Source organism: Janthinobacterium sp. TB1-E2 (assembly GCF_036885605.1).
Lineage (GTDB): Bacteria > Pseudomonadota > Gammaproteobacteria > Burkholderiales > Burkholderiaceae_D > Janthinobacterium > Janthinobacterium aestuarii.
Genome location: NZ_CP142523.1, coordinates 1362859 through 1376841, shown reverse-complemented (window position 1 = coordinate 1376841; position 13983 = coordinate 1362859). Strand labels below are relative to the sequence as shown.

5 protein-coding genes, 2 tRNA genes and 2 rRNA genes are annotated in these 13983 nt (G+C 56.8%); 1 reads left to right on the top strand and 8 read right to left on the bottom strand.

All coding sequences use genetic code 11. The features are described 5' to 3' along the window. Positions 1–85: 85 nt before the first annotated feature. The 4 genes from OPV09_RS06275 to OPV09_RS06260 all read right to left on the bottom strand — a co-directional run bounded on the left by OPV09_RS06275 (position 86) and on the right by OPV09_RS06260 (position 5008). Positions 86–2975, bottom strand: a 23S ribosomal RNA gene (locus OPV09_RS06275). 239 nt (positions 2976–3214) lie between these two features. Then, positions 3215–3290 (bottom strand) — tRNA-Ala (locus OPV09_RS06270). A 12-nt stretch (positions 3291–3302) separates the two neighbouring features. Further along, a tRNA-Ile gene (locus tag OPV09_RS06265) sits at positions 3303–3379 on the bottom strand. Between the two features lie 98 nt (positions 3380–3477). Beyond that, a 16S ribosomal RNA gene (locus OPV09_RS06260) occupies positions 3478–5008 on the bottom strand. The 16S and 23S rRNA genes sit together here with 2 tRNA genes alongside, the layout of an rRNA operon. Positions 5009–5610: 602 nt before the next feature. On the opposite strand from OPV09_RS06260, the gene OPV09_RS06255 reads away from it, so the two are divergent. Next, the gene (locus OPV09_RS06255) at positions 5611–7599 is read left to right on the top strand and encodes a sigma-54-dependent Fis family transcriptional regulator (RefSeq protein ID WP_254671468.1); all 1989 of its coding nucleotides are present in this window, start codon (positions 5611–5613) and stop codon (positions 7597–7599) included. Position 7600: 1 nt separating this feature from the next. Here OPV09_RS06255 and OPV09_RS06250 read toward each other — a convergent pair whose 3' ends face one another. The 4 genes from OPV09_RS06250 to OPV09_RS06235 all read right to left on the bottom strand — a co-directional run bounded on the left by OPV09_RS06250 (position 7601) and on the right by OPV09_RS06235 (position 13945). Continuing rightward, the gene (locus OPV09_RS06250) at positions 7601–8611 is read right to left on the bottom strand and encodes an FAD:protein FMN transferase (RefSeq protein WP_338680894.1); all 1011 of its coding nucleotides are present in this window, start codon (positions 8609–8611) and stop codon (positions 7601–7603) included. Next, positions 8601–10703 carry a 4Fe-4S binding protein gene (locus tag OPV09_RS06245; RefSeq protein ID WP_338680893.1) on the bottom strand — a complete coding sequence of 701 codons (2103 nt, stop codon included), beginning with the start codon at positions 10701–10703 and terminating at the stop codon, positions 8601–8603. Before OPV09_RS06245 ends, OPV09_RS06250 begins: the two co-directional genes overlap by 11 nt. A 57-nt stretch (positions 10704–10760) precedes the next feature. Continuing rightward, the gene (locus tag OPV09_RS06240; RefSeq protein WP_070301567.1) at positions 10761–11921 is read right to left on the bottom strand and encodes a porin; all 1161 of its coding nucleotides are present in this window, start codon (positions 11919–11921) and stop codon (positions 10761–10763) included. Positions 11922–12208: 287 nt separating this feature from the next. Beyond that, positions 12209–13945 carry a PQQ-dependent methanol/ethanol family dehydrogenase gene (locus tag OPV09_RS06235; protein WP_083292534.1) on the bottom strand — a complete coding sequence of 579 codons (1737 nt, stop codon included), beginning with the start codon at positions 13943–13945 and terminating at the stop codon, positions 12209–12211. Positions 13946–13983 lie beyond the last annotated feature (38 nt).

Sequence of the window (13983 nt, the reverse complement as noted above, 5' to 3'; positions counted from 1 at the left end):
AGAAGCAAAGATTGGGGTAATGACTGGTAGTATCAACAAACGCACAACGTTGTACCGTCTTATCCTCTGCACCTGCTAAGGTTATAGGGACAAGCCGTACGGGCAATTAGTACTGGTTAGCTTAATGCATTACTGCACTTCCACACCCAGCCTATCAACGTCCTGGTCTCGAACGACCCTTCAAAGAGCTCAAGGCTCTGGGAAATCTCATCTCAAGGCAAGTTTCCCGCTTAGATGCTTTCAGCGGTTATCTCTTCCGAACTTAGCTACCCGGCAATGCCACTGGCGTGACAACCGGTACACCAGAGGTTCGTCCACTCCGGTCCTCTCGTACTAGGAGCAGCCCCCTTCAAATTTCCAACGCCCACGGCAGATAGGGACCAAACTGTCTCACGACGTTTTAAACCCAGCTCACGTACCACTTTAAATGGCGAACAGCCATACCCTTGGGACCGGCTACAGCCCCAGGATGTGATGAGCCGACATCGAGGTGCCAAACTCCCCCGTCGATATGAACTCTTGGGAGGAATCAGCCTGTTATCCCCAGAGTACCTTTTATCCGTTGAGCGATGGCCCTTCCATACAGAACCACCGGATCACTATGTCCTACTTTCGTACCTGCTCGACTTGTCAGTCTCGCAGTTAAGCACGCTTATGCCATTGCACTATCAACACGATGTCCGACCGTATCTAGCGTACCTTCGAACTCCTCCGTTACACTTTAGGAGGAGACCGCCCCAGTCAAACTGCCTACCATGCACTGTCCCCGATCCGGATAACGGACCAAGGTTAGAACCTCAAACAAACCAGGGTGGTATTTCAAGGTTGGCTCCACGAGAACTAGCGTCCCCGCTTCAAAGCCTCCCACCTATCCTACACAGATTGGTTCAAAGTCCAATGCAAAGCTACAGTAAAGGTTCATGGGGTCTTTCCGTCTAGCCGCGGGTAGATTGCATCATCACAAACATTTCAACTTCGCTGAGTCTCGGGAGGAGACAGTGTGGCCATCGTTACGCCATTCGTGCAGGTCGGAACTTACCCGACAAGGAATTTCGCTACCTTAGGACCGTTATAGTTACGGCCGCCGTTTACTGGGACTTCAATCAAGAGCTTGCACCCCATCATTTAATCTTCCAGCACCGGGCAGGCGTCACACCCTATACGTCCACTTTCGTGTTTGCAGAGTGCTGTGTTTTTATTAAACAGTCGCAGCCACCAGTTTATTGCAACCCTTTCACCCTCATGGAGTAAACCAATCAAGCTACCGGGGCGTACCTTTTCCCGAAGTTACGGTACCAATTTGCCGAGTTCCTTCTCCCGAGTTCTCTCAAGCGCCTTAGAATACTCATCTCGCCCACCTGTGTCGGTTTGCGGTACGGTCTCGTATGACTGAAGCTTAGAGGCTTTTCTTGGAACCACTTCCGATTGCTTCGTGCACAAGTGCACTCGTCCCACTCCCTTGAATTCCGCACCCGGATTTGCCTAAGTGCCTTCTATGAAGCAGAAACTGACTATTCCAACAGTCAGACAACCTTCCGCGATCCGTCCCCCCATCGCATCATACGACGGTGCAGGAATATTAACCTGCTTCCCATCAGCTACGCATCTCTGCCTCGCCTTAGGGGCCGACTCACCCTGCTCCGATGAACGTTGAACAGGAAACCTTGGGCTTACGGCGTGGAGGCTTTTCACCCCCATTATCGCTACTCATGTCAGCATTCGCACTTCTGATACCTCCAGCATCCTTTACAAGACACCTTCGCAGGCTTACAGAACGCTCTCCTACCATATATATCTGTGATAAATCACAGAACAATATCCGCAGCTTCGGTGACTGGCTTAGCCCCGTTACATCTTCCGCGCAGGACGACTCGATCAGTGAGCTATTACGCTTTCTTTAAATGATGGCTGCTTCTAAGCCAACATCCTGACTGTTTTAGCCTTCCCACTTCGTTTTCCACTTAGCCAATCTTTGGGACCTTAGCTGGCGGTCTGGGTTGTTTCCCTCTTGACGCCGGACGTTAGCACCCGACGTCTGTCTCCCAAGCTCGCACTCATCGGTATTCGGAGTTTGCAATGGTTTGGTAAGTCGCAATGACCCCCTAGCCATAACAGTGCTCTACCCCCGATGGTGATACTTGAGGCACTACCTAAATAGTTTTCGGAGAGAACCAGCTATTTCCAAGTTTGTTTAGCCTTTCACCCCTACCCACAGCTCATCCCCTAATTTTTCAACATTAGTGGGTTCGGACCTCCAGGGCGTGTTACCGCACCTTCATCCTGGCCATGAGTAGATCACTTGGTTTCGGGTCTACACCCAGCGACTGATCGCCCTATTCGGACTCGATTTCTCTACGGCTTCCCTATTCGGTTAACCTTGCCACTGAATGTAAGTCGCTGACCCATTATACAAAAGGTACGCAGTCACGGAACAAGTCCGCTCCTACTGTTTGTATGCACACGGTTTCAGGATCTATTTCACTCCCCTTCCGGGGTTCTTTTCGCCTTTCCCTCACGGTACTGGTTCACTATCGGTCGATTACGAGTATTTAGCCTTGGAGGATGGTCCCCCCATATTCAGACAGGATGTCACGTGTCCCGCCCTACTTGTCGTACGCTTAGTATCACCGGTCCGATTTCACATACGGGGCTATCACCCGCTATGGCTCCTATTTCCAGAGGATTCTGTTATCGGTCCGACTATCACGTACAGGCTCTTCCCATTTCGCTCGCCGCTACTTTGGGAATCTCGGTTGATTTCTTTTCCTGCAGCTACTTAGATGTTTCAGTTCGCCGCGTTCGCCTTGCATACCTATGTATTCAGTATGCAATACCCTAAAAGGGTGGGTTGCCCCATTCGGAAATCTGCGGATCAAAGTGTGTTTGCTCACTCCCCGCAGCTTATCGCAAGCTACTACGTCCTTCATCGCCTGTAATCGCCAAGGCATCCACCATGTGCACTTATTCGCTTGTCCCTATAACGTTAGCCTCTGAAGACCGAAGTCATCAAAGAGCGCTACAGGAATAAGAAAGTACAACGTTGTTGCTTGTTTGTTGATACATACAATCATTACCCATCGATTTACCTTTTACGGCAAACCGATCAATAAATAATCTTTACTTCTTCCAGATTGTTAAAGAACGAAACAGCTTTGATCGCTAAAAGACCAAATCTAAACCCACAGGCTTACATTTGCACTTTCGAGTAAAACTTTGGTGGAGGATGACGGGATCGAACCGACGACCCCCTGCTTGCAAAGCAGGTGCTCTCCCAGCTGAGCTAATCCCCCGGGAATTTTTACTGGTAGGGCTGGTTGGACTCGAACCAACGACCCCCGCGTTATCAACACGGTGCTCTAACCAGCTGAGCTACAGCCCCAACGCGGTGCTACTACGACTACTGTTTCTTCTTAATTAAACAGCCGATAAGTGTGAACATTTGATGCGTGAATCATTACTGATTCGTGCAAACTCTAGAAAGGAGGTGATCCAGCCGCACCTTCCGATACGGCTACCTTGTTACGACTTCACCCCAGTCACGAATCCTACCGTGGTAAGCGCCCTCCTTACGGTTAAGCTACCTACTTCTGGTAAAACCCGCTCCCATGGTGTGACGGGCGGTGTGTACAAGACCCGGGAACGTATTCACCGCGACATGCTGATCCGCGATTACTAGCGATTCCAACTTCATGCAGTCGAGTTGCAGACTACAATCCGGACTACGATACACTTTCTGCGATTAGCTCCCCCTCGCGGGTTGGCGGCGCTCTGTATGTACCATTGTATGACGTGTGAAGCCCTACCCATAAGGGCCATGAGGACTTGACGTCATCCCCACCTTCCTCCGGTTTGTCACCGGCAGTCTCATTAGAGTGCCCTTTCGTAGCAACTAATGACAAGGGTTGCGCTCGTTGCGGGACTTAACCCAACATCTCACGACACGAGCTGACGACAGCCATGCAGCACCTGTGTACTGGTTCTCTTTCGAGCACTCCCCAATCTCTCGGGGATTCCAGCCATGTCAAGGGTAGGTAAGGTTTTTCGCGTTGCATCGAATTAATCCACATCATCCACCGCTTGTGCGGGTCCCCGTCAATTCCTTTGAGTTTTAATCTTGCGACCGTACTCCCCAGGCGGTCTACTTCACGCGTTAGCTGCGTTACCAAGTCAATTAAGACCCGACAACTAGTAGACATCGTTTAGGGCGTGGACTACCAGGGTATCTAATCCTGTTTGCTCCCCACGCTTTCGTGCATGAGCGTCAATCTTGACCCAGGGGGCTGCCTTCGCCATCGGTGTTCCTCCACATATCTACGCATTTCACTGCTACACGTGGAATTCTACCCCCCTCTGCCAGATTCTAGCCTTGCAGTCTCCAATGCAATTCCCAGGTTGAGCCCGGGGATTTCACATCAGACTTACAAAACCGCCTGCGCACGCTTTACGCCCAGTAATTCCGATTAACGCTTGCACCCTACGTATTACCGCGGCTGCTGGCACGTAGTTAGCCGGTGCTTATTCTTCAGGTACCGTCATTAGCAAGAGATATTAGCTCTCACCGTTTCTTCCCTGACAAAAGAGCTTTACAACCCGAAGGCCTTCTTCACTCACGCGGCATTGCTGGATCAGGCTTTCGCCCATTGTCCAAAATTCCCCACTGCTGCCTCCCGTAGGAGTCTGGACCGTGTCTCAGTTCCAGTGTGGCTGGTCGTCCTCTCAGACCAGCTACTGATCGATGCCTTGGTAGGCTTTTACCCTACCAACTAGCTAATCAGATATCGGCCGCTCCACGAGCATGAGGTCTTGCGATCCCCCACTTTCATCCTTAGATCGTATGCGGTATTAGCGTAACTTTCGCTACGTTATCCCCCACTCCAGGGTACGTTCCGATATATTACTCACCCGTTCGCCACTCGCCACCAGAGCAAGCTCCGTGCTGCCGTTCGACTTGCATGTGTAAGGCATGCCGCCAGCGTTCAATCTGAGCCAGGATCAAACTCTTCAGTTTAATCTCTGTTACTTTGCCATTTTATTGGCACCGTCTTGCGACGGGTCGCTCACTCAAAAAACTGACAGGCTACTTCCGAAGAAGTATCCTATTTCATTATTTCTTGTGAACATTTGATATTTTAAGTTTGACAGCGATCCGAAGATCGCTGCTGCACTTACATCAAATGCCCACACTTATCGACTGTTAATTGTTAAAGAACTGTATTCGGTACTGCTTTCGCGCTATCGACAAAGCGTTGTGTTTGTCAGCTGCGAAGAAGGAAGAGTATAAAGCATTTCGCTACGTCCGTCAACTCCTTCTTTTTCTCTACTTTACTCAGCATTTGCATGCGTCGTTCAGCGAGGGGGCGAATTATAGCCCTGCCCCGCGCGCGCTGCAAGGGCTATTTTTTCCGTCCTGCGAAACGGCCCTGGCACCGCACTTGCTTATATAGATATGCGCACCGTCCACTGATGAGAGCAACTCTGGGCCTGGCAGCAACACTGGGGATAGCCCGGTTCGCTTTGCTTTGCTCCCATCTGTGACAGGTGCTACATTATGGAACACTCTCGATATTCAAAAGAGCGCCCAGTACAGGGCCCAACGGAGGCAACGAGATCATGTATCAACCGTCAGCTACTTACCGTAGCGCACCGTTTTCGTCCATCGCGGACGCGAACATCACACCGGCAGGACAGGACAACGTTCCCGTCATCATTGAAACGTCCCATCAGCGCTCAGTCGCCTTTGGCCTGTCTCCCACGGCCACGCCCGACTTTACGCCGGCGGGAAAATCCGACCTGTCCTTGCTGATCGAGCAAAACCGCTTGCTGCACACGCACGCGCTGCCCGCCATGGAAACCCTGTACCAGCAAATCGTCAACACCCACAATATGGTGATCTTGACGGATGCCAACGGCGTCATCGTGCACTCGCTGGGCGACGATGATTTTCTGGAAAAAGCCAACCGGGTCGCTTTGCAACCGGGCGTGGCATGGTCGGAACAAAGCCGCGGCACGAATGCCATCGGCACGGCCATCACGGAAAAAGTACCGACTTTGGTCCATGCGGACCAGCATTACCTGGCCGCCAATCATTTCCTCACGTGTTCCGCAGCGCCGATCACCGACCACAGGGGCAATGTCATCGGCGTGCTCGATGTCTCCAGCGACCAGCGCAGTTTCCACAAGCATACGATGGCTCTCGTGCGCATGTCGGCGCTGATGATCGAAAATCAGTTGTTTTCCGCCACCTTCGAAGACGCCATCACCGTGCACTTCCACGCGCGTCCTGAATTCATCGGGACCTTGATGGAAGGCATCGCCTCATTCACGCCGGGCGGCCGGTTCTTATCGGCCAACAAGAATGGCTTGTTCCAGCTGGGCCTGTCATTTGCCGCGCTGCAATCGCACACGTTCAGCTCCCTGTTCGGCTTGCCCGTGTCTGCCCTGTACGACCATTACCGCACGGCCTCGCCCGGTTTGCTGAACCTGTGCATGCACAGCGGCGTGCGCGTGTATGGGCGCGCGCAGTTGCGGTTAGCCAATAGTGCCTTCCAGCATGGCTTTGCTGCCAGCACCGACCATAGCGATATCAACGCCGCCCCGGCGCAGGTCCCCGCGCCGGCCAGCCATGCGGCCAACGCGGCACGCCGCCTGTCCGGCTTGCGCTACCTGCGCACGGGCGATCCGCAACTGGAACTGGTGATCGAAAAGGTCAACAAGGTATTGGGACGCGATATCCCCATCCTCGTCATGGGCGAAACGGGTACGGGCAAGGAATTGCTGGCACAAGCCATCCACAACGATTCGCCACGGGCCATGGGGCCGTTTATCGCCGTCAACTGCGCGTCGATCCCGGAAACCCTGATCGAGTCCGAACTGTTCGGCTATGAGGACGGGGCGTTTACAGGTGCGCGCAAGAAGGGCGCCATCGGCAAGATATTGCAAGCCAATGGCGGCACCCTGTTCCTCGATGAAATCGGCGACATGCCGTTTGGCTTGCAGGCGCGCCTGCTGCGCGTGTTGCAGGAACGTATGGTCACCCCGTTGGGCAGCAGCAAATCGATCACCGTCAATGTGGAACTCATTTGCGCCACGAATCACAACTTGCGCGAACGCATGGCCAAGGGGCTATTCCGCGAAGACTTGTATTACCGCCTGAATGGCCTGGTGGTCAAACTGCCGCCGCTGCGCGAACGCACGGACCTCGATACGGTCGTGAAAAAAATCCTCGCGACGGAAGCCCCCGATACGCGCTACACGGTGGCGCCGGACATCCTGCGCATGTTCCACCAGCATAAATGGCCGGGCAACTTCCGGCAGCTGACCAATCTGTTGCGCACAGCCATCGTCATGGCAGGCGACGAACACGAAATCTGTCTGCGCCACATGCCCGACGATTTCCTCGATGATATTGAAATGACGCAAGCGACTGCCGCCAGCGCCAGCACGGACCGGATGATCGCCGCCGGCGCCAACCTGGAAGAGATGGAGCAAAGCGTCATTCTCAAGTCGCTCGATGCCCACGGCGGCAACGTCTCGGCCACGGCGCGGGCCCTGGGCGTGTCGCGCAACACAATCTATCGCAAGGTGCCGCATCTGAAATAGCCTAGAGTAGCCGGGAAAAGCCGGGCGACATCTGGCGCCGGCCCTGCTTGTCGATGGTCATCAAGTCGACACCTTCCATCCGTACGGCCATCGCATGCGCACGCGCCGCGCCCGTCACCATGAAGGTTGTCGACAAGCCATCGGCCAGCAAGCCCGTGGGCGCCAGCACCGTCACGCTGGCCAGTTCACGCGGCGAATCGCCCTTCGAAGGGTCGAAGATGTGGTGATGCACGAAGTCCGGCGTGAACGTACATTCGTAATCGCCGGACGTGGCCACGCTGCGCCCTTCCACTTTCAAGGTGGCCGCGAGGATTTCTGCGTCGCGCGGGTCTTGGATGCCCAAGGTCCATGGCCGGCGCACGGAGCGCTGCCCGCGCGCAACGAATTCGCCCGTGTCCAGCAACGCGTGCCGTATGCCGCGCGCCTGCACGGCAGCCAGCGCCATGTCCGCAGCGTAACCTTGCGCCAGGCCATTCAAGGTCAGCGCCATGCCGGGCTGCAGGAAACGCACTTCGCGTTTGTCCCACGCCAATTGCCGCCAGCCGATCCGCGCCTGCGCTTTGCGCCGTAGTGCTTCCGCAGGCAAGCCGGCCTGGTCTGCCGCCGCGTGAAACAGCTGCCATAAAGGTTGCACGGTGATATCAAATGCCCCATCGCTCCATTGCGACAAGACTTGCGCCTGCGCCAGCACCGCCAGCAAATGGGCGTCCGGCCGGGCCAGGCGGCCGTCACGGTTCAGCTGGAAGACTTGGCTGGCGGGACTGTAAATGCTCATCAGGCGGTCGATATTCCTGGCTGCGTGCAAGGCGTCTTCAATAGCCAGCTCGGCCTGGCGCTGATCGTGGTGCAACACGGTGACGGCGATCGTCGTGCCAAACGCCAGCGCTGCGCCTTGATAAGATCGCACGCCGGATGCCGTGGCCGTGCCGCGCGCCATGCTGCCCGGCAAAGACAAGCCCGCCATGCCGGCCACGCTGCCTATCGCTGCGGATATAAAGGTTCTACGCTGCATTGCTGCTCTCCTCTGCCGTGGCCCGGACAATGGGTATCGTGCGGGCACGCTTGATTTCCAGCATCAAGGGCGCGCATTTTTCATCGCTAGCGTAAATCACCACGCAATCCATGCACTGGAAACACTCGCCATAATCGACTTTCCCGCTCGGCGCGATGGCGTGATGCTCGCACCGGTGGCGGCAAGTCTGGCACGGCGTGCCACACTCCTTGCGACGGGGAATCCAATTGAACAAGCGAAACCGTCCCAGCAGCGCCAGCGCCGCACCGAATGGGCACAGGTAGCGGCAAAAGAATTTATAGGAAACACTGCTGAGCAGCAGCAAGCCCACGGCATATGCAACGAAGGGCCAAGCCCGCACGAAGTTCAGGGTGATGGCCGTCTTGAACGGTTCCAGCTCGACCAGCTTGTCCGTGATCTGGCTGGAAAACAGGCTGCTGAAAAGGATGGCCAACAGCAAGCCATACTTGATCCATTTCAGGCGCCCGTCGAGGCGCGGCTTGATCTTCCACTGAGGCAAGCGCAGCCACTGGCCCAGCTTGCCCGTGAATTCCTGCAGCGCTCCAAACGGACACAGCCAGCCACAAAACGTGCCCCGTCCCCAGACAAGCAGGCTGAGCAGCACGAACGTCCACAGGATCACCGTCATCGGATCGAACAGGAAAAAGCCCAGGCTGCGCCCCGCCAGCAGCGCTTGGATGACGCCCGTGATATTGACGATCGACAACTGGCCCTGCGCGTAATAGCCGATGAAGCCAATGGTAAACAACAGGAACAGACGGCGGAACCATGCAAATTGGCGGCCATCGCGCACCAGCCGTTTCTGCCACGCCAAGGCGCCGGCCAGCAGCGCCAGCCCGGTCACCAATAGCAGCAACTCGGCCTTGCGTCCCTGCCACGTGCCACGCCACGTGGCATCGTCGCCTTGCGGCGCCGTATAGAACTCTGCCGGCAAGCGGTAGCTGACATCCACGTTGCGCGCGATGCGCTCCGGATACACGATGCCCTTGCTGCGCGTGATCGGCAGCGTGAACGCCAGCGGACTGGCCGCATCGAGTCCCGCCTGGCTGATGATGCGCAATGCGGCGATATTTTCCGTCGGCAAGGAAGCCGTATCGGACAAGCTCAAGTCCAGGTCCAGGTCGCGCATGTCGATGGGCAAGCCATCCTGCTTCAGCAACAGCCGGTCGGGCACGGTGCCGCGCACAAAATCGTCGCCCAGCACGCTGTAGCGCCCGCGCGACATGATGAGGATGGCGTGGTCGCCCTCGTCAAACCGGTTGCGCAATTTGTTCCAGCTGCGTTCCGTCAACAGATTGCGTCCCACCGTGGGAACGGAAACATACGCCAAGTATAGGTCGATGAACACGCCTTCCGGCTCGCGCTGGGCTTCCACATCGAGTCCCGCGCCGGGACTGCCCGCAAACAAGGCTTCCACGTCCTTGTTGCTCAAGCGCACATGCTGGATCAAGCCCTGTTCGAGCATCTGCGCCACGCTGAGTTTCTCGAATACCTCCATGCGGATGCGGGCAATCTGGTCGGGGTCACGACCTTGCGCAAAACCGAGTTTTTTGCGCGACACTTTCAAGGCCGAGGCCAGCACGCTCTGGTTGATGATGCGCACGGAAGCCGTGGCCTTCGATACGCCATCGATATCGGCGTGGGTCGCATCCGGCGCGCGCTTGGTTCGCGCATCGATGGCGATATTCTGTTTCAGCGACAAGCCCTGGTACTGTTTGACGAACTGAAACAAGGGCGCTTCGCCCAAGCCGTCGAGAAACACGGGTTCGTGCTGCGACAGTACGGCGACATCGAGAAAACTGCCCTTCGGATCGATGGCGATCAGCAGATTGACGGGCACGCCGGAAAAGCCGGGAATGGGCGCCAAGTCCAGCGATTCAAAAACGTAGCCGACCAGCTCTGTCGCCGTGGCGTTTTGGCGGAACAGGGGCCAGACGGGCAAATCGATCTCCTTGTCGCCCACGACGATGGGCGCAGGAAAACGCCGCGCCAGCTCGGCCTTGGTGAGCACACCGGCCCACGCCTGTCCGAGGATAAACAGGAATAGCCAGCAAGCTATGAACAAGCGCATTATCCGCATGCATGGTGCTCCGTGCGGCGCCCTGTCGCAAGGCGCCGCGTTGTTGAGTTAGAAGAAAATAATGCCGCCCAGGGACACGCCATTCATCTTCGCTTCGCCGCCGGCAAAACCTTTCGAGCGCGTCTGGCCCAGCTCGCCTACCAGGGTGATCGCGCTGTTGAGCGAGTAATACGCGCCCAGGGTCAGGTTGGCGTTCGACTTCAAGCCGCCCGTGCCGGCCGTGTTGTCGTCGTTCTTGCTGATGCCGTAGGACAAACCCAGCTTCAGCTTGTCCGTCGTTTTATACGTGCCTTGCAGCAGCCAGTTCTTCGATTTGGTATCGCCCTGGTCCGCATCGGACAAGATACCGAGCCCCTTGCCGCCCTGGAAGTTGACCAGTACGCTAGCCGGGCCCATCTGGTACGAGCCACCCACTTCCACGCCGCGCATGGTCAGGTCATCGACTCCTGGCGTTTTCGAGGTGAATTTTTGCGACTTCACGCCGAGCCACGCCTTCAACCCTTCCTGCGCATACGTCAGCTGCGCCTGCACTTGCGGACTCGACTTCGAAGAATAGGTCGAGCCTGCCACGATGGGCGTATCGGAGACCGGACTGACCAGCGCCACATCGACGCCAACGCCACCCGACTTCGGCGAGCTGTACATGATCTGGCCATAGTTGCCCAGATAGGTATAGCCGGCGCCGATATGGCCCAGGGTCACGCGGCCACGCTGCGTCGCCTGCACGGGTGCGCCCGAACCCAGCAAGGTCATGTCGGACAAAATCGCGTTCGCGCCGAAGATGCCATAGTCGCGGCCCAGCTTGAAGGTGCCCATCTGCTCATTGCCAAACGTGAAGAAGGCTTGGCGCACGTCGACCACGCTGTTCTGGCTGATGGCGCTGTCCGTGGCCGTCGAGTTGTAGATGCCGATCAAGGCTTTCACGTCGTACTCGCCCAGCCTCGAGCTCGCCGAGGTGATCAAGCCGTTGGGCAGCAAGCCGTTGCCGATGGTGGTTCGGTCCTTCTCTCCGCCGCAACCGAGCGCCTGGCCGCCCAGCGCCAGCCCGCCCACCGCATCGCCCGAACACGACACTTGCGTGTAGTAGGCGTTGACGATGCCGCCCACCGACACGGTCCAGTCGCCAGCCTTGATATCGACGGCTTGCGCCTGTCCCACCGCTGCGATTGTCATGACACCGAGGCTCCCCAGCTTGATCCATGTGTTCATTTCTTCTCCTCTTTCTTCTCTGTTTTTAGTGTGCACACCAGTGATTGATGTACCTCAAGCTTTGGCAATAAGCGTGCCCAGCAAGCCTCAGAGGGAGAAAGAAAAAAAGCGTATTGAACGTGTGCAGCGGCGGATCAATCGCCACTGACAGTGTTCATTTTTTGACCGCAAGTATGCGTATCTGTCATCCAGGTAAACAAAAAACTGACGGCCTGGGCCGTCAGCAAAAAGAAAGCACCCGGCAGACAGGGAGACACCCATCCGTGTGGCCCGGGTGCTTCACCCCGTTACTTCGATGCCAGCTTGAAGACCCACACGGAACCGCCCTGTTCCAGGAAGTTGACCTTCTTCGCCACTTCGCCGCCCCACAGCGGCACCGCGCCACCCCAGCCTGATACGACGGCCACATATTGCGTGTCGCCATCCTGCCACGTGACGGGCGGCGCCACGACGCCGGAGCCCGTCTGGAATTTCCACAGTTCCTTGCCCGTCTTCGCATCGACGGCTTTCAGGAAACCTTCCGGCGTGCCGTAGAACACCAGGTTACCGGCCGTGCTCATCACGCCACCCCACAGCGGCGCGTTATTCTTGATTTCCCAGACGATCTTGCCAGTCTTCGGATCGACGGCGCGCATGGCGCCGATATAGTCATCAAACAAGGGCTTGATGGTGAAGCCCGCGCCGAGGAAAGCGCCGCCCTTCTTGTAGCTGATCGGCTCGTTCCAGATATCCATGCCCCATTCGTTCGCCGGCACATAGAACAGCTTGGTTTGCGGCGAGTAGGCCATCGGCATCTGGTTTTTGGCGCCGAGGAAAGCAGGCGCGGCAAACACGGTCGTGCCCTTCTTGCCTTCCTCTCCCTTGGTCGGGTCGCCGGGGCGGCCGGCGGCGATGAAGTTGGGCCGGCCCGTCTTCAGGTCGATGCTGCTGGCCCATGTGATTTTCTTCACAAACGGGAAGGCGTTCTGCAACTTGCCCGTATTGGCGTCGATCACATAGAAGAAACCGTTGCGGTCGGCCTTGCCGCCGTAGCGCTTGCCATCCATATCGAAAGTGACGAATTCGTTGGCGCCGTCGAAATCCCAGGCGTCGTTCGGCGTGTTTTGATACGCCCACTTGATCTGGCCCGTTTTCACGTCCAGCGCCACGGTAGACGACGAGTACAGATTGTCGCCGGGACGCAAGTGGCTGTTCCATGGCGCCGGGTTGCCCGTGCCAAAGTAGGCAAGCTTGGTTTGCGGATCATAGGTACCACCCATCCACGTCGAGGCGCCGCCCGTTTTCCACAGGTCGCCGGGCCACGTTTTGTTCGCGGTGCCGGACACGCCATTGTCGATCGCCTTGCCATCCTTGTCGTAGCGGTGGCCCATGTGGCCCTCTACCGTCGGACGGCTCCACACGAGGTCGCCCGTCATCGGGTTGCGCGCTTCGACCCGCCCCACGATGCCGAATTCGCCACCCGACACGCCCGTCAGCAGCAAGCCTTCGGCGATCAGCGGCGCGGCCGTCATCGAGTAGCCAGCCGCATAATCGTCGACCTTTTCTTTCCAGACGATCTTGCCCGTATTCTGGTCCAGCGCCACCAGATAGGCGTCGAGCGTGCCGAAAATCACCAGGTTGCCGTACAGGGCCGCACCACGGTTGACCACGTCGCAGCAGGGCATGATGCCGTCTGGCAAGCGATGCTCGTACTTCCACAGCTTGGCGCCCGTTTTCAAGTCGACGGCAAAGATGCGCGAATACGATGCAGTAACGAACATCTTGCCGTTGTGAATCAGCGGCTGCGATTCCTGGCCACGCTGTTTTTCGCCGCCAAACGAGAACGACCAGGCCGGCACCAGCTTGGCCACGGTCTTGTCATTGATCTGCGTTAACGGCGAATAGCGCTGGCCCTGCGTGCCCATGCCGAACGACAGGACGCTGGCTGGATTCTTCGCCGTGCTGTCGAGCATGGCATTGGTGACATTGCCCACGTCAGCCGCCTGGGCCAGCGATGCCAAACCCAAACCGACGAGTATCCCCATGATTTTTTTCTGCACAATCATCTCCCTCTGTTTTATTA

What these genes read in the sequence shown, in the direction of transcription:
- OPV09_RS06255 (WP_254671468.1), top strand. Translation starts at nt 5,611, where the DNA reads ATGTATCAACCGTCAGCTACTTACCGTAGCGCACCGTTTTCGTCCATC.
- OPV09_RS06250 (WP_338680894.1), bottom strand. Translation starts at nt 8,611, where the DNA reads ATGCAGCGTAGAACCTTTATATCCGCAGCGATAGGCAGCGTGGCCGGC.
- OPV09_RS06245 (WP_338680893.1), bottom strand. Translation starts at nt 10,703, where the DNA reads ATGCGCTTGTTCATAGCTTGCTGGCTATTCCTGTTTATCCTCGGACAG.
- OPV09_RS06240 (WP_070301567.1), bottom strand. Translation starts at nt 11,921, where the DNA reads ATGAACACATGGATCAAGCTGGGGAGCCTCGGTGTCATGACAATCGCA.
- OPV09_RS06235 (WP_083292534.1), bottom strand. Translation starts at nt 13,945, where the DNA reads ATGGGGATACTCGTCGGTTTGGGTTTGGCATCGCTGGCCCAGGCGGCT.